Source organism: Actinomadura sp. NPDC048394, assembly GCF_040651755.1.
GTDB lineage: Bacteria > Actinomycetota > Actinomycetes > Streptosporangiales > Streptosporangiaceae > Spirillospora > Spirillospora montaniterrae.
On the sequence record NZ_JBEZJL010000010.1, the window covers coordinates 63,684 to 82,191 of the forward strand.

Genomic DNA, 18,508 nt, shown 5'->3' on the forward strand with positions numbered 1-18,508 from the left:
GGATCAGCCGCGGAAGCGCAGCAGGGCCTCCTGCGCGTAGGAGGCGACCAGGGCGCCGTCCTCGGTGAGGACGTCGCCCCTGCCGAAGCAGCGGCCGTGCGCGAGGAGCGGGCTGTGCTGGCGGAGGAGGAGCCAGCCGCCGGTGCGGAACGGGCGGTGGAACCAGAGCGTGTGCGAGGTGACGGCGGAGGTGAACGCCGTACCGGCGTCCCGCTGCCCGACGCCCTCGACGGGCCGCAGCGCCGTCCCGATGAGGCTGAGGTCCGTCGCGTAGGCGGTGAGGGCGGGCGCGTGGTCCGGGTCGGCCTCGGGGATCCGCATCCACAGGTCGAGTTCGGGCGGTCCCGAGGCGGCCGAGTCCAGGTCGGCGGACGCGCGGGTCTCCCAGGGGAGCAGGCCGATGTCCACCCGGTGCTCGGGCCCGAGGACGGGCGGCACCTTCGCGACCGTCTGGTGGTCGGGCCCGTCCTCGGCGGCGTGCAGGGACACCGAGGCGGTGGCGATGACGCCGGCCCCCTGGAGCGCCCTGATCGTCAGGACCGCGAAGGTGCCGCCCTCGCGGTGGCGCTCCACCTCGTAGCGGACGGGCTCGTCGGTGCGCCCCTCGCGCGGGAACAGCGCGTGCAGCGACTTGACGCCCTTGCCGGGGCAGGCGATCGCCGCCGCCCTGGCGAACTGCGCGAGGAGCTGGCCGCCGAACAGGCGGTGGTAACCGAGCCGCTGGTTGCACCCCTCGAACACGACGGATGCGCCCTCGCCGCCGGCGGGCCGGGCCGGAGGCGGCGCGGTGAGGTCGAGGCACGCCAGGAGATCGCTCCAGAGATCGGGCATGCCCCGACTATAGTGAGGCTCTCTGATTCTGAGAATAGGATTCTCAGAATCAGCCGCGGGAGACCCCCAGGGCGCAGAAGTCCCAGACCTCGCCGGCCTCGAGCGGGTGGGCGTTCTCGTCCTCGGAGACACCGTTCGACTGGGCGACGAACATCACCGTCTGCATCACCAGGGCGGCGGCCCGCCGCGGCGCGACCTCCGCGCGGAGCTGCCCGGCGGCCTCGGCCTCGGTCATCAGCTCGGTGAACAGGGCCAGCAGCGGCGCGTGCGCGATCTTCACCTCGGCCGGGTGGGAGATCAGCAGCTGCGGCGCGAAGTCGGTGAACAGCGGGCGCTGCGCGGACGGGTCCGGGCGGGAGAGCTCGAACAGCAGCTCGACCGCGACCTTGAGCCGCGACAGCGGGTCGGCCTGCCCGGCCGCGGCGGCCCGGATCTGGTCGGCCGACCGGCGCAGCGCGTCCTCGAACAGGGCGAGGAGCAGCTCGTGCTTGCCGTCGAAATGCTGGTAGAAGCTGCGCAGCGACTGACGCGAGCGGTCCACGACCTCCTGCACGGTGAAGTCGGTGGTGTTCTTCTCCGTGATGATCGCCTGCGCCGCGTCGAGGAAGCGCTCCACCCGCTGCTCGGCGCGGAGCTTGGCGGCCTTGGTGGAGCGCTCGACCGCGCGCTGCTTCCAGGCCGGTTCCTCGGCCGGTGCGCTCGCGGGCGGATCCGTCTTCTGTGCCATGTCAAGAACCTTACTGCACGATTCCGGGACCGTGCCTGCAGTCTCGCCGCTCCGACCGCCAAGGATTGCGAGAGGCTTACTATAGATTTTCGAGAATGCTATTCTCTTCGCCGTGAAAGCCTTGCGCTGCACCGTGCACGGTTCCCTGGACGACCTGGCGGTGCACGAGATCCCCGAGCCGGTCGCCGGCCCCGGTCAGGTCGTCGTCGAGGTGCGGGCCGCCGCGGTGAACTTCGCCGACATCCTCGTCGTCCAGGGCGCCTACCAGGTCGCCGCCCCGGTCCCGTTCACGCCGGGCAGCGAGTTCGCGGGACGGATCACCGAGGTCGGGCCGGACGTCGAGGGGTTCGCCCCCGGCGACGCCGTGTCCGGCTCGGTGTTCGTGGGCGCCTTCGCCCAGCGCGTGGTGGTGCCCGCGACCAGCCTGACCGCGCTGCCGCCCGGCGCCGACCTGCGCGCCGCGGCGGCGTCCGGCGTCTCCTACGCCACCGCCTACCACGCGCTCACGCTCGTCGCGGAACTGCGCGCGGGGGAGACGCTGGCCGTTCTGGGTGCCGCCGGCGGCGTCGGCCTGGCCGCCGTCCAGCTCGGACGGCTGCTCGGCGCGCGCGTCGTCGCGGTCGCGTCGTCCGAGCGGAAACGCGGCCTGTGCCTGGAGGAGGGCGCCGACATCGCCCTGCCCTACGACGACCTCAAGCGGCGGTTGGCCGGCGCGGGCGGCGCCGACGTCGTGCTCGACCCGGTCGGCGGCGACCACGCCGAGCCCGCGCTCCGCGCGCTGCGCTGGGGCGGCCGCTACGTGACGGTCGGCTTCGCCGGCGGCGAGATCCCGCGCATACCGCTCAACCTGGTGATGCTCAAAGGGATCAGCGTGCGCGGCTTCGAGTTCGGCGGCTGGGCCAGGCACGAGCGGGACGCGCTCGTGCGCGGCCGCGCCGAGCTGGCCCGGCTCTTCCTGACCGGCGAGCTGAAGCCGCACATCCACGCCGTGTACCGGCTGGAGGACGCGGCCGGCGCGCTCGCCGCCGTCGCGGGGCGCAGCTCGGCCGGCAAGGTCCTGATCGTCCCCGCGGACCCGGACACCCCGGACGCCCCAGGCGCTTGAGGCGTCCCGAACGTGGAGCGGGGTTGAGCGCGGGGCCGGGCGCGGCGGCTCAGCCGTCCCCGCCCGGCCGCTCGAACTCGCTGGGCAGGCCGGGTTCGTCGGGCTCGACGCCGAAGGTGTTGAAGGCGCTCGCGAGCATGCCGTAGGTGCCGACCGTGAACACCAGGTCGATGAGCTGCCGCTCGTCCAGGTGCTCGCCGAGCGCGGCCCAGGTCCGGTCGGAGATGGTGTAGTCGCGTTCGAGCTCGTCGACCGCGCGCAGGACCGCCGCGTCCAGCTCGTCCGCGGCCTCGCCGCGCCCGGCCGCCTCGATCTCCTCCTCGGACAGCCCGACCAGCGCGCCGAGCTTCACGTGCTCGGTCCACTCGTAGACGCAGTCGCGCAGCCGCGCGACCCGCAGGACCGCGAGTTCGCGGAGCCGGGCGGGCAGCGTCGAGCGCATCATCATGTACCCGCTGAAGGGGAGGAACCTCCGCACCAGCCGCGGGTGGCGCACGAGCGTGGCCAGGGCGTTTCCCGCGCCGCGCGGGTTGAGGCGGTGCTCGGGCAGCAGGACGGCCAGTGCCGCGCGCTCCTGGTCGCTCCACTGGTCGCCCGGCAGCGGCGGCACGCGCATGGACCCTCCCTCTCGTTGGCGAGAATCAGATTCTCGCAGCTTGACCGTAGGTTCGCATGATCGCGAGCCCGCGGTCAACAGCGCCGGGCGGTGCCGCGGGGCGCCGGCGGGGCGGTCTCCGGCGGTCTCCGAGCGGTGCGGAACCGGGCGGACGGCGGGGTGAGCCCGCCCGACCAGGCTCTGATCATTGGGTTGAGCGAATATGAATCCTTGATTCTCGTCATAGGAGAAGCTAGTTTCCTTGCAGCAAGAGGACGCCAGAGGGTCGGCGCTCATCCACTCCGCCAAGACGCTCGGGGGACATCACCGAGGAGGAAGCCTGTGAAAACGCTGACGCCCGTCGCCGCCCTCGCGGCGGTCGCCCTGCTGGCGGCCGGTTGCGGCCGCAGCGGCGGCGACAAGGAGGAGCCGAGCGGGGCGGGGGCGCCGAAGCAGGCCGTCTCGGCCGACTTCGGCGACCTGAAGGACGTGTGCGGGCCCGGCAGTCCGACCAAGGCGCCCGCCCAGGGCGTCACCAAGGATTCGATCGACGTCGGCGTCTTCAGCGACGTCGGGTTCACCAAGAACCCGGAGCTGCTGAACTCCGCGAAGGTGTTCACCTCGTGGTGCAACGACCTGGGCGGCATCAAGGGCCGCAAGATCGTCCCGCACATCCGGGACACCAAGATGATGGAGGTCCGGCAGCGGATGCTGGAGTCCTGCAAGCAGGACTTCGCGCTCGCCGGCGGCAGCGCCGCGCTCGACGGCCTCGGCACCAAGGACCGGCTCTCCTGCCTGCTGCCCGACTTCCCGGCCCAGGTCGTGATGGTCCCGAACAGCGGGTCGGACCTGCAGTTCTCCCAGACCGGCGGCGCGTCCTACGCCCGCTACCAGGGCTACTGGGGGTGGCTGATGAAGGAGGCCTACCCCGGCTCCAAGGGGGCCGTCGGCATCATCGCGGGCGACTCGCCGGTCACCAAGGTCGGCGCCGCCCAGGCGCAGGAGTCCCTCAAGTCGCTGGGCGGGAACGTCGCCTACAACGACCTCTACCCGGCGCAGGGCGTCTCGGACTGGACCCCCTACGCGCAGTCCATCAAGAGCAAGGGCGTCAAGGGCCTCGTCTTCTACGGCGACTGGACGAGCCTCTCCAAGCTCGAGCAGATCCTCACGAGCATCAATTACAAGCTCGACTGGATCGACGCGAACAACAACGCCTACCTTCCCCAGTTCATCAAGCTGGCGGGCCCGTCCCTGAAGTTCCAGAACAACTACGCCGACCTCAGCGGCCTGCACCCGCTCGAGACCGCGTCGGACAACCCGGCGACCAAGAAGATCCAGGAGCTGTACGCGAAGTACGCCTCCGCCTCGGACCTCACGAGCGTCGGAATGCGCAGCTTCTCGGCATGGCTGCTGTTCGCCAAGTCGGCGGCCTCCTGCGGGGACGACCTCACGCGCAAGTGCCTCTACGACGCCGCCCGGAAGGAGACCGCGTGGACCGCCGGCGGGCTCCAGGCCCCGCTCGACCTCTCCAAGAGCGACGCGCCGCTGGACTGCTTCAACGCCGAGAAGGCCACCCCGGACGGCTGGAAGCCCGCCGACTTCAAGCCCAACAACGGCTCCTACCGCTGCGGCGAGGCCAAGTACAAGTACACCGGCACCTACGGTAAGCCGATGACGCTCGCCGACGTCGGCAAGAGCATGAACGACCTGAAGTAATGGAGCAGTTCCTCGCCTTCGGGATCGTCGGGCTGAGCACCGCCGCCATCTACGCGGTCATCAGCAGCGGACTCGTGCTCACGTACGTCACGACCGGCGTGTTCAACTTCGCCCACGGCGCCGCGGGGATGCTGGCCGCGTTCTGCTACTGGCAGCTCACCGTCGGCTGGGGCTGGCCCGTCCCGCTCGCCCTGGCCGTGGTGCTGCTCGTGCTCGCCCCCGGCTTCGGGCTGCTGGTCGAACGGGTCCTGCTGCGCCCCGTCCAGCACCTGGGCGAGGCGGAGCGGATGGTGATGATGGTCGCGCTGCTGAGCGGCCTCATCGCCGGCGCCCGGTGGATCTGGGACCCGAACGTGGCGCGGCCGCTGCCGACGTTCTTCGCCGGCCGGACGCCGTTCCGCGCGGGCCCGGTCACGGTCACCTGGCACCAGGCGATCACCATGGTCGTCGCGGTGGCGGTCGCGGCGGGCCTGTGGGCGCTGCTGAACCGGACCCGCACCGGCGCCGAGATGCGCGCCACCGTGGACGACCGGGCCCTGGCCGGGCTCACGGGCGCCGACCCGCTGCGCGCGAACCGGGTGGCCTGGGTCCTCGGCACGCAGCTCGCCGCGGTCGGCGGCATCCTCATCGCGCCGTCGGTCGCGCTGGACGCCCAGCAGCTCTCGCTGCTGATCGTCAGCGCCTACACCGCGGCGATCTTCGGGCGGCTGCGGAGCCTGCCGCTGACCTTCCTCGGCGCGGTCGTCGTCGGCTGCATGGAGAGCTACCTGACCGGCTACCTGCCGCAGAACGACTACCTGCCCGGGCTGCGGCTGGCCGCGCCCGCGCTGCTGCTGTTCGCCGCGCTGCTGCTGTTCCCGCACCGCCGGCTGCGCGGCCGGGACCGGCGGCTCGCGCCGGTGCCGCTGCCGTCGATGCGCGGGGCGCTGGTGTTCGCCGCGTCGGTCGTCGTGGCCGGCGTGGCGATGGCGACCGTGCTGCAGGGCAAGGACCTCATCACCCTCGGGCCGCTGCTGCCGCTCGGCATGGTGGCGCTGTCGTACGTGCCGCTGGCCGGGTACGCGGGGCAGATCTCGCTGTGCCAGCTCAGCATGGCGGGGATCGGCGCGGTCGTCTGGGCGCACCTCGGCGCGCACGGGCAGCCGTGGGCGCTGCCGGTCGCCGTGCTGGTCGCGGCGCTGGCCGGCGCGGTGATCGCGCTGCCCGCGCTGCGCCTGTCCGGGGTGTACCTGGCGCTCGGCACGGCGGCCTTCACGGTCGTCCTCGACCGGTGGATCTTCACCCTGCCGTCCTTCGACGTGCTGGGGGTGCGGATCTCGCTGTTCGAGCAGGGGTCGCTGGAGGTGTCCGGCCCGTCGCTGTTCGGCCTGCGGGTGGACGGCGAGCGCGGGCTGATGGTGTTCTCCGCGGTCTGCCTCGCCCTGGTCTCGCTCGGCGTGGCGGCGCTGCGCCGCGGCCGGTTCGGGCGGCGGCTGATCGCGCTGCGCGACAGCGAGGCCGCCTACGCCACCCTGGGCGGCAACCTGCTGGTCGCCCGGGTGGCGGTGTTCGCGCTGGCGGCCGGGATCGCCGGGCTCGGCGGCGCGCTCTACGGCATGCAGCTGCGCACGATCACGGCCGACCAGTTCAGCCTGGTGGCGGGGCTGCCGATCTTCCTGATCGCGGTGATCGGCGGTCTCGGCTGCGTCGGCAACGGGCTGTTCGCGGGGACGGCGTACATCGGGCCGAACATCCTGCTCGGCCTGGCGTCCTGGACCCAGAACCTCGTCGCGATCCTGCCCGCGCTCGCCGGCATGGGCCTCGGGCAGAGCCCCGACGGCATCGTGGTCCGGCTCCGGCGCGAATGGGAGCCGGTCGCGCGGGACCGGCTCGTCCTGCCCGCCCTGCTGGGCGCCGTCGCGCTGGCGTGGGCGCTGCGGATCGCGGACGCGGTCAACGGCTGGGTCCTGCTCATCGGGCTGGCGGCCGTGGCGTCGGCGCTGCGCGCCTGGGCGGCGGCGCGGCGGAACGCGCCGGCCGAGCCCGAGGTCCCGGTCGAGTGGTGGGGCGTGCGGCGTCCCTGGCGCGCCGAGGACGGGGAGGTGCTGGCCCGTGGCATCGCTCGAGGTTGAGGGCGTGACGGTCGCCTACGGCGGGAACCGCGCGCTGGACGGCGTCGGCATCGCCGCGGAACGGGGCCGCGTCACCGGCCTGATCGGGCCGAACGGCGCGGGCAAGAGCACCCTGTTCGACGTGGTGTCCGGGCTGCGCCGGCCCTCGTCGGGACGCGTCCTGCTCGACGGCCGGGACGTCACCCGGATGGGCCCCGCGCGGCGCGCCCGGCGCGGCCTCGCGCGGACGTTCCAGCGGCTGGAGCTGTTCGGCCGGCTCAGCGTCCGCGACAACCTGCTGGTCGCCGCGGAGCTGGGACCCGAGCGGCGCCGCGCCGCCCGCGCGGTCGACGAGGTCGTCGACCGGCTCGGGCTGGCCGGGGTCGCCGACCAGCCGGCCGACGCGCTGCCCACCGGCGTCGCCCGCCTGGTCGAGGTGGGCCGCGCGCTGGCCGTGCGGCCCGCGCTGCTGCTGCTGGACGAGCCCGCGGCCGGGCAGGACGCCGCCGAGACCGAGCGGTTCGCGGCGCTGCTGCGCTCGCTCGCCCGGGACGGGACCGCCGTCGTCCTGGTGGAGCACGACATGGGGCTGGTCATGAGCGTGTGCGACGAGGTGCACGTGCTCGACCTCGGGAAGGTCATCGCGGCCGGGCCGCCCGAGGTGATCCGCAACGACGAGACCGTCCTCGCCGCCTACCTGGGGGAACCATGAGCGCCCTGTTCGAGCTGCGGGACGTGCGCGCCGCCCACGGGCGGATCACCGTGCTGCACGGGGTCGGCCTCAGCGTGGCCGCGGGGGAGGTGGTGGCGCTGCTCGGCCCGAACGGGGCCGGCAAGACCACCACGCTCCGCGTCGCCGCGGGCGTCCATCTGGCCGAGTCGGGGCGGCTGCTGCTCGGCGGCCGGGACGTGACCGGGGCCCGCCCGCGCGACCTGGCCCGCGCCGGGGTCTGCCTGATCCCCGAGGGGCGCGGCGTGTTCCCCAACCTGTCGGTGCGCGACAACCTGCTGATGATGACCTTCACGGGCCGCACCCGCGCGGAGATCGAGGAGGTCGCGTTCACGCGGTTCCCCGTCCTCGCCAAGCGCGCCTCGCAGACCGCCGGGACCCTGTCCGGCGGCGAGCAGCAGATGCTCGCCCTCGCCCGCGGCCTCGCCACCGACCCCGCCGTGCTGCTGCTGGACGAGCTGTCCATGGGGCTGGCGCCGCTGGTCGTCGGCCGGCTGTACGAGCAGGTCGCCGAGATCGCCCGGCAGGGGGTGGCCGTGCTGGTCGTCGAGCAGTTCGCCTCCGCCGTGTTCGGGATCGCCGACCACGCGGCCGTGCTGGTGCGCGGCCGGATCGAACGGCGGGGCCGCCCCGACGACGGGCTGCGCGCCGAACTTTCCGCCCTCTACCTGGGGAGTCCCACATGAGCCCGACCGAGACGACGTCCACCGAGCCGAGCCGCGAGGAGGAGCGGCCCGGCGCGCACGCGGACGCGCCCGCCGCGCGGACGCGCGCGGACCGCTTCGCCGAGGAGCTGGCGGAGCTGAAGATCCCCGACCCGGCCGCCGGGCGGGCCTCGCTGTGGCTGCGCGCCGGCGCGCTGCTGATGGTCGCCGGCGCGGCGCTCGCCGTGGCGGCCTACGCGCTCTCGCACGGCACCCGCGACCCGCTCGTGCAGCGGGACGCCATCACGCTCGGCCTCGGCGGGGTCACCGCCGCCGTCGCCGGATCGGCGCTGTTCCTGCGCTACTCGCTGACCGGGTTCCTGCGCTTCTGGATGGCCCGGCAGTCCTACGACATCGCCCAGCTCGCCGACCGCCTGCTCGAAAGGGACGCCCGCAAATGAACGCACCGGCACCGCGCACCGGTGACCAGCTCGCCAGCACCGTCTGCGACACGCGCGTGATCGTCGTGCGCGCCCCCGCCGGGGGCGCGCCGGAGATCGCCTGCGGCGGGAGCCCGATGGTGCCCGCCTCCGCCCAGGGGGACGCCGCGCCCGCGAAGCCCGGCGGAGGCGAGGCCGCGACGCTCATCGGCAAGCGCTACGTGGACGGGGCCGGGACCCTCGAACTGCTGTGCACCCGCTCCGGAACGGGCGAGCTCACCTGCGGGGGCGTCCCGATGACCCTCAAGACGGCCAAGCCCCTGCCCGCCTCCGACTGAAGGGAACGCCATGAAGCGCGACGACATGATCCTCATCAGCGTCGACGACCACATCATCGAACCGCCCGACATGTTCGTGAACCACCTGCCGAAGAAGTACCAGGACGACGCGCCCCAGCTCGTCCACCGCGAGGACGGCAGCGACGTCTGGAAGTTCCGCGACACCGTCATCCCGAACGCCGCGCTCAACGCGGTCGCCGGCCGCCCGAAGGAGGAGTACGGGCTCGAACCGCAGGGCCTGGACGAGATCCGGCCCGGCTGTTACGACGTGAACGAGCGCGTGAAGGACATGAACGCCGGGGGGATCCTGGCGTCGATGAACTTCCCGTCGTTCCCGGGGTTCGCGGCGCGGTTGTTCGCCACCGAGGACTCCGACTTCTCCCTCGCGCTGGTGCGGGCGTACAACGACTGGCACATCGACGAGTGGTGCGGGGCGCATCCGGGGCGGTTCATCCCGATGGCGCTGCCGGTGATCTGGGACCCGCAGCTGTGCGCCGACGAGGTCCGCCGGGTGGCGGCCAAGGGCTGCCATTCGCTGACCTTCAGCGAGAACCCGGCCGCGATGGGCTACCCCAGCTTCCACAGCGACCACTGGGACCCGCTGTGGCAGGCCCTGGTGGACACCGGCACGATCCTGAACGTGCACATCGGCTCGTCGGGGCGGCTGTCGATCCCGGCGGTCGACTCCCCGCCGGACGTGATGATCACGCTGCAGCCGATGAACATCGTGCAGGCCGCCGCCGACCTGCTGTGGTCGCGCGTCATCAAGGAGTTCCCCGACATCAAGATCGCGTTGTCGGAGGGCGGCACCGGCTGGATCCCCTACTTCATGGAACGCGTCGACCGGACCTTCGAGATGCACGCCACCTGGACGCTGCAGGACTTCGGCGGCAAGCTGCCCAGCGAGGTGTTCCGCGAGCACTTCCTCACCTGCTTCATCAGCGACCCTCTCGGTGTGCGGCTGCGGCACGACATCGGCATCGACAACATCTGCTGGGAGGCCGACTACCCGCACAGCGACTCGATGTGGCCCGGCGCCCCCGAAGAACTCCACGACGTGCTCCAGCGCTGCGAAGTGCCCGACGACGACATCAACAAGATGACCCACCAGAACGCGATGCGCTGGTACAACTTCGACCCGTTCGCGCACGTCCCGCGCGAGCAGGCCACCGTCGGCGCGCTGCGCAAGGCCGCCGAAGGCCACGACGTCTCCATCCAGTCGCGCAGCACCCGGCTGATCGCGCCGGAGGAGAAGCTGGAGGCCTACCGGTCCCGGGCGCGCGCGGCGACGGCGGCGGCGGCGGAATGAGCGATCTCGTCCTGACCGAGCGCGACGGCGGCGTCCTGGTCGTCACGCTGAACCGGCCGGAGGTCCGCAACGCCCTCAACCCCGCACTGATGGACGAGCTGTCGGCGGTGCTGCGCGCCGCCGACGCCGACCGGGACGTCCGGGCGATCGTCCTGACGGGCGCGGGGCCGGTCTTCTGCGCCGGCCTCGACCTGAAGGCCTTCACGGCGGGCGGCGACTTCACCGGCCTGGTCTGGTTCTTCCGCGAGGGCGTCGCCACCCCGGTCGTCGCGGCGCTGAACGGCCCCGCGCTCGCCGGCGGCTTCGAGCTGCTGCTGGCCTGCGACCTGGTCGTCGCCGCCGAGGAGGCCGAGCTCGGGCTCGCCGAGGTGAAGCGGGGCCTGTTCGCGGCGGGCGGCGGGACGACGCTGTCCGGCCGGGTGCCGATGGCCGTCGCCCTGGAGATGGGCTTGACCGGCGACCCGGTCACCGCCGCCCGTGCCCGTGAGATCGGGCTGGTGAACCGGGTCGTCCCGGCGGACCGGGTGCGGGCGGAGGCGCTGGCGTTGGCCGCCCGGATCGCCGCGAACGGTCCGCTCGGGGTGGCCTTGACCAAGCGGCTGATGCGCGAGCGGCGGTGGGCCGACCCTGAGGAGGTCGGGAAGGTCTTCGGCAGCGCCGACGCGGCGGAGGGCGCCCGCGCGTTCGCCGAGCGCAGGCCCCCGGTCTGGACGGGCGAGTAGCCCGTCCGGCGGGGCGGGGAGAGCAAGGGGCGGGAGGCGGCGCGGCGGGCCCGCAGGTTACCGATGAGTGACCCTTGTCACACGCGGTCAACCAACCTAATGTACCTTCAGTAGGTTTTGCGGAGGGGGTCCGGTGACCGATCAGCGGCCGTACGCCGCGCTCCTCGCCAAGGGCGAGGACCGCAGGCAGCTCATCCTGGCGGTGGCGCAGCGGCTGCTGCGCACCTACGGGTGGCGCGGCATCACGCTCGGCCAGATCGCCCGGGAGGCCGGGGTCAGCCCCGCGGGCCTGCTGCACCACTTCGAGTCCAAGGAGCACCTGCTGAACGCGGCGCTCGACGTCCGGGACGCCCACGACGACGCCAGGGCCGACCGGACGTCGGACGACATCGTCGCGCAGTTGCGCCAGGTCCCCCGGCGCTTCGAGGAGACCCCGGACCTGATCGGCATGTTCGCGGTCCTCCAGATGGAGAACCTGGACCCCGCCGCCCCGCTGCACGACCGGTTCCTCGGCCGGCACCGGGCCGCGGTGGAGACCATCGCCGAGACCATCAGGCGAGGCCAGCGCTCCGGCCGGTACCGCACCGACCTGGATCCGGCCGTCAAGGCCGTGGAGATCGCCGCCTTTCTCAACGGGATAGAGGCATCATGGCTGCTCGACCCTTCGATTCCGCTGACCGAGGTCTTCAGGGAGTACACCGACTCGCTCGCCCGGCAGCTCGCTGCGCCCCCCGGCTCACCCTGAGAAGCCGCCTCCTCGTCGTCGCGCCGAGCATGGCCGACGCGGTCCGCTGCGCGGGCGGCTGGCTGTTCGACCGCGTCGCGGCCGGGTGGGACGTCACCGTCCTCACCGCCGACCACGCCGACCCCCGCCCGCTGCGCATCCTCGGCGCCCGCCCCGCCGACCTGCACTGCGCCCTCTCCTCGCCCGTCCGGGGCCCGCGCCCGCGGGCCATCGCGGTCTGCGGCGGCCTGTACGGATCGGACCCGCGCGTCCGGCGGATGGTGACGAGGGCCCGGGACGAGACGGTGGAGATCACGCTCTGGGACGGCACCGGTCCCGTGGAGGAGACGGCAGGCCCCGCGGGCGAGGGGGAGTGGCTGCCGCACCGGCTCAGCGTCGCCGCGCGCGCGTTCAAGGCCCAGGCGATGGCGGCCGCGGCCGTCCCCGCCGACGCCGCGGGGACGACCGAGTTCTTCCGCCGGGACGAGCCGGTCGGCGCGTGACGCCGGATCAGCCGAGGACGGCGAGGATGTGCGGCAGGTCGACCGTCGTGCGGATCCCCGGCGCCGCCGCGCAGACGGCGGGCACCGCGTTCACGGCGCGGTTGGCGGTGTAGGCGGGGGACACGGCCGCCATCCGCTCGATCGGCACGGGGAACCGCATGTCGATGTCGAGCGGGGCGTCGCCGTCGACCGCGACGTGCCAGCCCGTCGCGCGGACGTCCCAGGCCGGGTCCAGCTCGGTGGTGCAGTACCAGACGGCGCGGAAGCGCAGCACCGCCCGGCCGCCGCGGATGCCGGAGACCGTGATCCGCTGCGCGGCGACCGTGCCCGCCTCCAGCTCGCCGGCGGCGATGCGGACGGTGCGGCGGGCGGTGGCGACCTCCCCGTCCGCCTCCAGCGCATCGAGGGGCATCGACAGCGCGTCGGCGACCAGCCGCAGTGAAGGGCCGAAGCTGACCCGTCCGTGGGACAGCCGCCGCTCGTCGAACGCCGCGGGCGGCTTGCCGAACCCCATCACGTCGAACAGCAGGCCGGGCGAGTCGCGCCGGGAGAGGTCCGCGTACTCGCTGATCGTCAGGGCGTCGAGGCGCCGCTGGATGGACGCGAGCGTCAGCGGGACGGCCTCGCTGATGAAGCCGGGGCTGCTTCCGGTGCTGTGGATCGAGGTGCCGCCGCGCTCGCAGGCGGACTCCACCCGCTCGCGGACCTCGGGCGGGACGCTGCCGGGGTGGTGGAACTCGCCGCGCGTGGTGACGACATTGGCGCCCGACTCCAGCAGCCGGCACACCTCGCCGACGTCGAGGGCGCGCGGCATGTAGAGCACGCAGTCGGCGCCGAGCGCCGCGATCTCGGCGGCGTCGTGCGTGGCGGCGACTCCGGTCGGGGCGAGGCCGCACAGCTCGCCGGCGTCCTTCCCGGCCTTGTCCGGCGAGTGGACGTACACGCCCGCCAGGTCCAGGTCCGGATGCTCGATGACGCCGCGGAGGGCGCGGGTGCCGATGTTCCCGGTGGCCCACTGGACCACGCGGTGCTTCACGAGGACCGCCGGCCGAGGGGTGGGATGCCCATGCGAGACTCCAATTCTCTGTTTAGAGAATGTTAATCTCTCACTTGGAGACGGTCAATGTCGCCGACGGCCGGCCGCGGCGCTCGGCGGGGCCGGGGAGCGGCGAGGAGGCAGGCATGCGCATCGGGTTCGTCGGCGCGGGGCGGATGGGACGCCCCATGGTGGAACGGCTCGTCGGCGCGGGCCACGAGGTCCGGGTGCTGGGACGCTCGGCCGGTGCGCGCACCGCGCTCGAAGCAGCGGGGGCGCGGGCCGTCGCCCGCGCCGCCGACGTCGCGGAGGGCGCGGACGCCGTGATCGTGTGCGTCTTCGACGACGGCCAGGTCCGGGACGTCTGCCTCCGCGGCGACCTGCTCGCCCGGATGCCGGAAGGGTCCGTCGCCGTCCTGCACACCACCGGCAGCCCCGCGACGGCCAGGGCCGTCGCCGACCGTGCCGCGCCCGACGGCGTCGGGGTCGTCGACTGCCCGGTCAGCGGCGGCCCGCACGACATCGCGGCCGGCCGGCTGACGCTGTTCGCGGGCGGCGCCGCCGGCGACGTGGCGAAGGCGCGGCCGGCGCTGCGCGCCTACGGGGACCCGGTCGTCCATGCCGGGCCGCTGGGCGCCGGGCAGAGCGTGAAGCTGGTGAACAACGCCCTGTTCGCCGCGCAGATCGGGCTGATCGCCGAGGCCGTCCGGCTCGGCGGCCGGCTGGGGCTGGACGAGGCCGCGCTCCTCGGCGCGCTGCCGCACGCGAGCGGCGCGAGCCGGGCGCTGGCGGGGGTCGCGGGCAGGGGCTCCGTCGCGGCGTTCGCGCGGGCGGTGAGCGGGTTCCTCGCCAAGGACGTCGACGTCGTGCGGTCGGTCGCGGCCGAGCTCGGCGGCGACCTCGGCGCCCTGGACGGCGCCATCGGTGCGCTGGACGCCGTGCTGGACGGCGTGCTGGAGACCGGCGGCCCCTGACGCGGCCGCCGGAACGGCGATCGGGCCGGGCGGTCCCGTGCGGGCCGCCCGGCCCGGCGCGTCATGCTTCGGCGATCGCCCTCTCGGGGCATTGCGCGATGGCGACGCGCACCGTCGCCTGGTGCTCGGCCGGCACCTCCGGCGTCAGCACCTCGGAGAACCCGTCGTCGTTGAGGTCGAAGACCTCGGGGCAGAGCGTGCAGCAGATCCCGTGCCCGCGGCAGCGGTCCTCGTCGATCGTGATCTTCATCGGGCCTCGTCCCCGGCCGGGGTGAACTCCAGGGTCAGGTGCGTCAGGCCCCGCAGGATGTGGGTCGGGACGTACCGGAAGCGGCGGTCGCCCGCCGGGCCGTGCCAGCGCTCGGAGATGCGGATGTCGCCCGTCCGGTCGAGGAGCCGCTCGATGCCCACGCGCGCCTCGGCGCGGGCGAGGGGCGCGCCGGGGCAGGTGTGGGCGCCGCGCCCGAACGCGATGTGCCGGCGGGCGTTCTTGCGAGCGGGGTCGAACGCCGCCGGGTCGTCGAAGTGGCGCGGGTCCCGGTTCGCGGCCGCGTTCACCAGCATGAGGATCGTGCCCGCGGGGATGTCGACCCCGCCGACCGTGGTCGGCACGCGGGCCAGCCGGAAGTCGCCCTTGATCGGGCTCTCGACCCGGAGCGTCTCCTCGACGAAGTTGGAGATGCGGTCCCGCTCGGAGCGCAGCGTCCGCTGGAGGGCGGGGTCCTCGGCGATCTGCTTGAGCGCCGCGCCGAGCAGCCGGACAGTGGTCTCCTGGCCGGCCGCGAAGACGTTCGCGGCGACCCGGACCACGTCCTCGACGTCGGGCACCGACCCGTCGGGGAACGTCGCGGTGGCCAGGCCGGTGAGCACGTCGTCGCGGGGTTCGCGGCGGCGGTCCTCGATGTAGGGGACGAAGCGCTCGTACAGGAACTCCAGCGGGCTGTGCGCGAGGGTCTCCTCGCCGGTGCCGCCGATGCCGCCGCCGGACGTGCTCCGCAGCGTCCGGGCGAACTCGTCGCGGTCCTGCTCGGGCATGCCGAGCAGGTCGGCGATGACCAGCAGGGTGAACGGGCCCGCGAAGTCGTCGATCGCGTCGCCCTCGCCGCCGGCGAGGAAGTCGTCGAGCACGCGGTCGGCGAGCCGCCACATGGACGCCTCGTTCTCCTTGAGGCGCTTCGGCGTGATCAGCCGCATGAGCAGCGCGCGGTGCGCGGTGTGCAGGGGCGGGTCGAGCGTGGGCAGCTGGTCGCTCAGCGGCAGCTCGTCGCGGTGCCGCTCGATCAGCTCGCTGACGTCGTCGCCCTCCAGCGGGACGGGGAACCCCGGGAAGGGGCCGGTCACCGAGACGCACGAGGAGAACGTGTCGGTGTCGTTGTACACCTGGAGCGCCTCGTCGTACCCCGTCACCATCATCACGCCGTGGTGCGGCTCGCGCTGGACGGGGCATTTGCCGCGCAGGGCCTCGAAGTACGGATAGGGGTCCGCGACGAGCGCGTCGTCGCGGAAGAAGTCGAGGGCCTCGAGATCCTTCACTGACCGGCGTCCTTTCCTCATGCCACCTTGACAGCGCGATTCTCAGTGCTGAGAAGGATGTTATCAAGTCCTGCCCGCCGGCCCGCCCGCGGCGGGCCGCGTCCGTTCAGGTGTTGCGGCCGCCGTTGACGCCGATCACCTGGCCGGTGATGTAGCCCGCCTCCTCCGACACCAGGAAGGCGCACGCGGCGGCGATGTCCTCGGGGCGCCCTGGGCGCCCCACCGGCGTGCGGCCGGCGTGCTGGTCGACGGTGCCGCCGAGCAGCCCCTTCTCCTCCGACGCGCGGAGCATCGGGGTGTCGACGAAGCCGGGCGGGATCGTGTTCACGGTGATCCCCTCCGGCCCGAGCTCCAGCGCGAGCGCCTTGGTGAAGCCGATGAGGCCGGCCTTCGAGGCGACGTAGTGCGTCATGAACTGCTGCCCCGACTGCGCGCTGGAGGAGGAGATGTTCACGATCCGGCCCCAGCCGGCGGCGACCATGTCCGGCACGACCGCCTGCGCGCAGTAGAAGGGCCCGTTGAGGTTCACCGCGATGATCCGGTCCCAGACCTCGTCGGTGATGTGCAGGAACTTCTTGAAGCCGGTCAGTCCCGCGTTGTTGACGAGCACGCTCACCGGGCCGTGCGCGTCGCGGATCCGCCGGACGGCCGCGTCCACCTGCGCGCGGTCCGACACGTCCACGCCCCCGAAGGCGGACGCCTCGTGGCCCTTCTCCCGCACCTCCCCGGCGACCAGCTCGGCGGCGTCGGAGTCGAGGTCCAGGACCGCCGTGGCGAAGCCGTCCTCGGCCAGCCGGTGGACGATGGCCCGCCCGATGCCCGAGCCGCCGCCGGTGACGACCGCCGTGCGCCGCGCGCTCGTGTTCTCCTCGCTCATCGCTGCTTCACTCGTGCCTTTCTCGCCCGTGCCGCGTGCGCCGGCGCGGGGTGCCGCCGGCGCTGGAGTATTACCAGCTTCTCTCTAGACGGTACATAAGATACCGTCTGATGAGAATGATATTTCCACAGGGAGAGGGGAACGGGATGCCGATCCGGGACGGCGGAGCGGCCCGGCTGCTCATCGGCGGGCGGCTCGAGGAGGCGGAGCGGACGTTCGGCTCGTCCGACCCCGCGACCGGCGAGGTCCTCGGCGAGGCCCCGGACGCCACGGTCGCCGACGCCGGGCGCGCCGTGGCGGCGGCCCGCAGGGCGTTCGACGAGACGGGCTGGGCCACCGACCGGGACCTGCGCGTCCGGTGCCTGGAGCAGTTCCACCGCGCCCTCGTCGAGCACCGGGAGGAGCTGCGCGACCTGCTCATCGCCGAGGCGGGCGCGCCGCGCATGCTGACGCACGGCGCCCAGCTCGACGAGCCCCTCGACCTCGTCCGCTACTACGCGGCCCTGCTGCGCGACCATCCGCTGACCGAGGACCTCGGCTACGCCGAGTACCAGGGGCAGCGGCACCACCGCTGGGTGGAGAAGGAGGCCGCCGGGGTCGTCGCCGCGATCACCCCGTACAACTTCCCTGTCCAGCTGGCACTGGTGAAGCTGGCGCCCGCGCTGGCGGCGGGCTGCACGGTGGTGCTGAAGGGCGCGCCGGACACGCCGCTGGTAACGCTGGCGCTGGGCCGGCTGCTCGCCGAGCACACCGACGTCCCGGCCGGCGTGGTCAACGTCCTCACGTCGTCGCGGGTCGAGGTCGGCGCGGCGCTCACCACGCACCCCGAGGTGGACGTCGTCAGCTTCACGGGCTCGTCGGCGACCGGCCGCGGCATCCTGTCCGCGGCCGCCGGCACGATCAAGCGGGTCCGGCTGGAGCTGGGCGGCAAGTCCGCGTTGATCATGCTGGACGACGCCGACCTGCGCGCCGTGTCCATGAACGCCGCGTTCGGCATCTGCCTGCACGCGGGCCAGGCCTGCGCGCTGAACTCGCGCCTGCTGGTGCCGCGCGCCCGGCACGACGAGGTCGTCGAGCGGGTCGCGCGCTACCTCGGCAAGGTCGCGTACGGCGACCCGCGCGACCCGAAGACCTACATGGGGCCGCTGATCAGCGAGCGGCAGCGGGAGAAGGTGGACGGGATGGTGCGGCGCGCCGTGGACGAGGGCGCCAAGCTGGTGACCGGCGGCGAGAAGGTCGATCCCGGGTTCTTCTACACCCCGACCTTGCTGAGCGGTGTGGATCCCGACAGCGAGATCGCCCAGGAGGAGGTCTTCGGGCCCGTTCTCGCGGTCATCCCCTACGACGGCGAGGACGACGCCGTCCGCATCGCCAACAACTCCGCCTACGGTCTCTCTGGGGCGGTGTACGGCGCCGACGACGAGCGGTGCCTCGCGATCGCGCGGCGCATCCGCACCGGCACCTACAGCGTGAACGGCGGCAACTACTTCTTCTCCGACACGCCGTTCGGCGGCTTCAAGCAGTCGGGCATCGGCCGCGAGAAGGGCGTCTCCGGCCTGGAGGACTTCCTGGAGATCAAGACGTTCGGGATGGTGGCACCCGCCTAGAGCCCGC

At 73.3% G+C, this 18,508-nt stretch carries 20 protein-coding genes; 13 read left to right on the forward strand and 7 right to left on the reverse strand.

Going from position 1 to position 18,508, the window contains the following annotated elements; translation table 11 throughout:
* Nucleotides 1-3: 3 nt before the first annotated feature.
* Nucleotides 4-831: an acyl-CoA thioesterase domain-containing protein gene (locus tag AB0C78_RS08980; RefSeq protein WP_360743971.1), complete on the reverse strand. Its 828-nt coding sequence runs from the start codon at nucleotides 829-831 to the stop codon at nucleotides 4-6.
* Between the two features lie 49 nt (nucleotides 832-880).
* Nucleotides 881-1,558, reverse strand: coding sequence for a TetR/AcrR family transcriptional regulator (locus AB0C78_RS08985; RefSeq protein WP_360743975.1), 678 nt, complete (start codon nucleotides 1,556-1,558; stop codon nucleotides 881-883).
* 112 nt (nucleotides 1,559-1,670) lie between these two features.
* On the opposite strand from AB0C78_RS08985, the gene AB0C78_RS08990 reads away from it, so the two are divergent.
* Nucleotides 1,671-2,663 (forward strand): NADPH:quinone oxidoreductase family protein, encoded by a 993-nt coding sequence (locus AB0C78_RS08990; RefSeq protein WP_360743978.1) that lies wholly within the window; start codon nucleotides 1,671-1,673, stop codon nucleotides 2,661-2,663.
* A gap of 49 nt (nucleotides 2,664-2,712) precedes the next feature.
* On the opposite strand, the gene AB0C78_RS08995 is transcribed toward AB0C78_RS08990, so the two are convergent.
* The gene (locus tag AB0C78_RS08995) at nucleotides 2,713-3,279 is read right to left on the reverse strand and encodes a carboxymuconolactone decarboxylase family protein (RefSeq protein ID WP_360743981.1); all 567 of its coding nucleotides are present in this window, start codon (nucleotides 3,277-3,279) and stop codon (nucleotides 2,713-2,715) included.
* Nucleotides 3,280-3,600: 321 nt separating this feature from the next.
* Here AB0C78_RS08995 and AB0C78_RS09000 point away from each other — a divergent pair, with 321 nt between their 5' ends.
* The 10 genes from AB0C78_RS09000 (at nucleotide 3,601) to AB0C78_RS09045 (ending at nucleotide 12,474) form a co-directional block, all read left to right on the forward strand.
* Nucleotides 3,601-4,974: an ABC transporter substrate-binding protein gene (locus AB0C78_RS09000; RefSeq protein ID WP_360743984.1), complete on the forward strand. Its 1,374-nt coding sequence runs from the start codon at nucleotides 3,601-3,603 to the stop codon at nucleotides 4,972-4,974.
* Nucleotides 4,974-7,085: an ABC transporter permease gene (locus AB0C78_RS09005; protein ID WP_360743987.1), complete on the forward strand. Its 2,112-nt coding sequence runs from the start codon at nucleotides 4,974-4,976 to the stop codon at nucleotides 7,083-7,085. Before AB0C78_RS09000 ends, AB0C78_RS09005 begins: the two co-directional genes overlap by 1 nt.
* Complete coding sequence (locus AB0C78_RS09010; protein WP_151541895.1) at nucleotides 7,066-7,776, forward strand: ABC transporter ATP-binding protein; 711 nt, start codon at nucleotides 7,066-7,068, stop codon at nucleotides 7,774-7,776. The genes AB0C78_RS09005 and AB0C78_RS09010 overlap by 20 nt, the downstream gene beginning before the upstream one ends.
* Entirely contained in the window at nucleotides 7,773-8,480 is a 708-nt protein-coding gene (locus AB0C78_RS09015; protein WP_360743991.1) for an ABC transporter ATP-binding protein, read from the forward strand. Before AB0C78_RS09010 ends, AB0C78_RS09015 begins: the two co-directional genes overlap by 4 nt.
* The gene (locus AB0C78_RS09020; protein WP_360743994.1) at nucleotides 8,477-8,899 is read left to right on the forward strand and encodes a hypothetical protein; all 423 of its coding nucleotides are present in this window, start codon (nucleotides 8,477-8,479) and stop codon (nucleotides 8,897-8,899) included. The genes AB0C78_RS09015 and AB0C78_RS09020 overlap by 4 nt, the downstream gene beginning before the upstream one ends.
* Entirely contained in the window at nucleotides 8,896-9,216 is a 321-nt protein-coding gene (locus AB0C78_RS09025) for a hypothetical protein (protein WP_360743997.1), read from the forward strand. Before AB0C78_RS09020 ends, AB0C78_RS09025 begins: the two co-directional genes overlap by 4 nt.
* A 10-nt stretch (nucleotides 9,217-9,226) precedes the next feature.
* Entirely contained in the window at nucleotides 9,227-10,525 is a 1,299-nt protein-coding gene (locus AB0C78_RS09030; RefSeq protein WP_360744000.1) for an amidohydrolase family protein, read from the forward strand.
* Nucleotides 10,522-11,247 (forward strand): enoyl-CoA hydratase-related protein, encoded by a 726-nt coding sequence (locus AB0C78_RS09035; protein WP_360744003.1) that lies wholly within the window; start codon nucleotides 10,522-10,524, stop codon nucleotides 11,245-11,247. The genes AB0C78_RS09030 and AB0C78_RS09035 overlap by 4 nt, the downstream gene beginning before the upstream one ends.
* 133 nt (nucleotides 11,248-11,380) lie before the next feature.
* On the forward strand, nucleotides 11,381-11,992 hold the full coding sequence (locus tag AB0C78_RS09040) for a TetR/AcrR family transcriptional regulator (protein ID WP_151541900.1): 612 nt from the start codon (nucleotides 11,381-11,383) through the stop codon (nucleotides 11,990-11,992).
* Between the two features lie 29 nt (nucleotides 11,993-12,021).
* The gene (locus AB0C78_RS09045) at nucleotides 12,022-12,474 is read left to right on the forward strand and encodes a hypothetical protein (protein ID WP_360744008.1); all 453 of its coding nucleotides are present in this window, start codon (nucleotides 12,022-12,024) and stop codon (nucleotides 12,472-12,474) included.
* 7 nt (nucleotides 12,475-12,481) lie between these two features.
* Here the strand turns inward: AB0C78_RS09045 and AB0C78_RS09050 are convergent, their stop codons facing one another.
* Nucleotides 12,482-13,510 (reverse strand): hypothetical protein, encoded by a 1,029-nt coding sequence (locus AB0C78_RS09050; RefSeq protein ID WP_360744011.1) that lies wholly within the window; start codon nucleotides 13,508-13,510, stop codon nucleotides 12,482-12,484.
* A 59-nt stretch (nucleotides 13,511-13,569) separates the two neighbouring features.
* On the opposite strand from AB0C78_RS09050, the gene AB0C78_RS09055 reads away from it, so the two are divergent.
* Nucleotides 13,570-14,484, forward strand: coding sequence for an NAD(P)-dependent oxidoreductase (locus AB0C78_RS09055; protein ID WP_360744014.1), 915 nt, complete (start codon nucleotides 13,570-13,572; stop codon nucleotides 14,482-14,484).
* A 61-nt stretch (nucleotides 14,485-14,545) separates the two neighbouring features.
* Here AB0C78_RS09055 and AB0C78_RS09060 read toward each other — a convergent pair whose 3' ends face one another.
* The 3 genes from AB0C78_RS09060 to AB0C78_RS09070 form a co-directional block, all read right to left on the reverse strand.
* Complete coding sequence (locus AB0C78_RS09060; RefSeq protein WP_360744017.1) at nucleotides 14,546-14,734, reverse strand: ferredoxin; 189 nt, start codon at nucleotides 14,732-14,734, stop codon at nucleotides 14,546-14,548.
* Nucleotides 14,731-16,017 (reverse strand): cytochrome P450, encoded by a 1,287-nt coding sequence (locus tag AB0C78_RS09065; protein ID WP_360744020.1) that lies wholly within the window; start codon nucleotides 16,015-16,017, stop codon nucleotides 14,731-14,733. The genes AB0C78_RS09060 and AB0C78_RS09065 overlap by 4 nt, the downstream gene beginning before the upstream one ends.
* A 106-nt stretch (nucleotides 16,018-16,123) precedes the next feature.
* Nucleotides 16,124-16,894 carry an SDR family NAD(P)-dependent oxidoreductase gene (locus AB0C78_RS09070; protein WP_360744023.1) on the reverse strand — a complete coding sequence of 257 codons (771 nt, stop codon included), beginning with the start codon at nucleotides 16,892-16,894 and terminating at the stop codon, nucleotides 16,124-16,126.
* A 146-nt stretch (nucleotides 16,895-17,040) separates the two neighbouring features.
* Here AB0C78_RS09070 and AB0C78_RS09075 point away from each other — a divergent pair, with 146 nt between their 5' ends.
* The gene (locus tag AB0C78_RS09075) at nucleotides 17,041-18,501 is read left to right on the forward strand and encodes an aldehyde dehydrogenase family protein (protein ID WP_360744026.1); all 1,461 of its coding nucleotides are present in this window, start codon (nucleotides 17,041-17,043) and stop codon (nucleotides 18,499-18,501) included.
* Nucleotides 18,502-18,508: the final 7 nt, after the last annotated feature.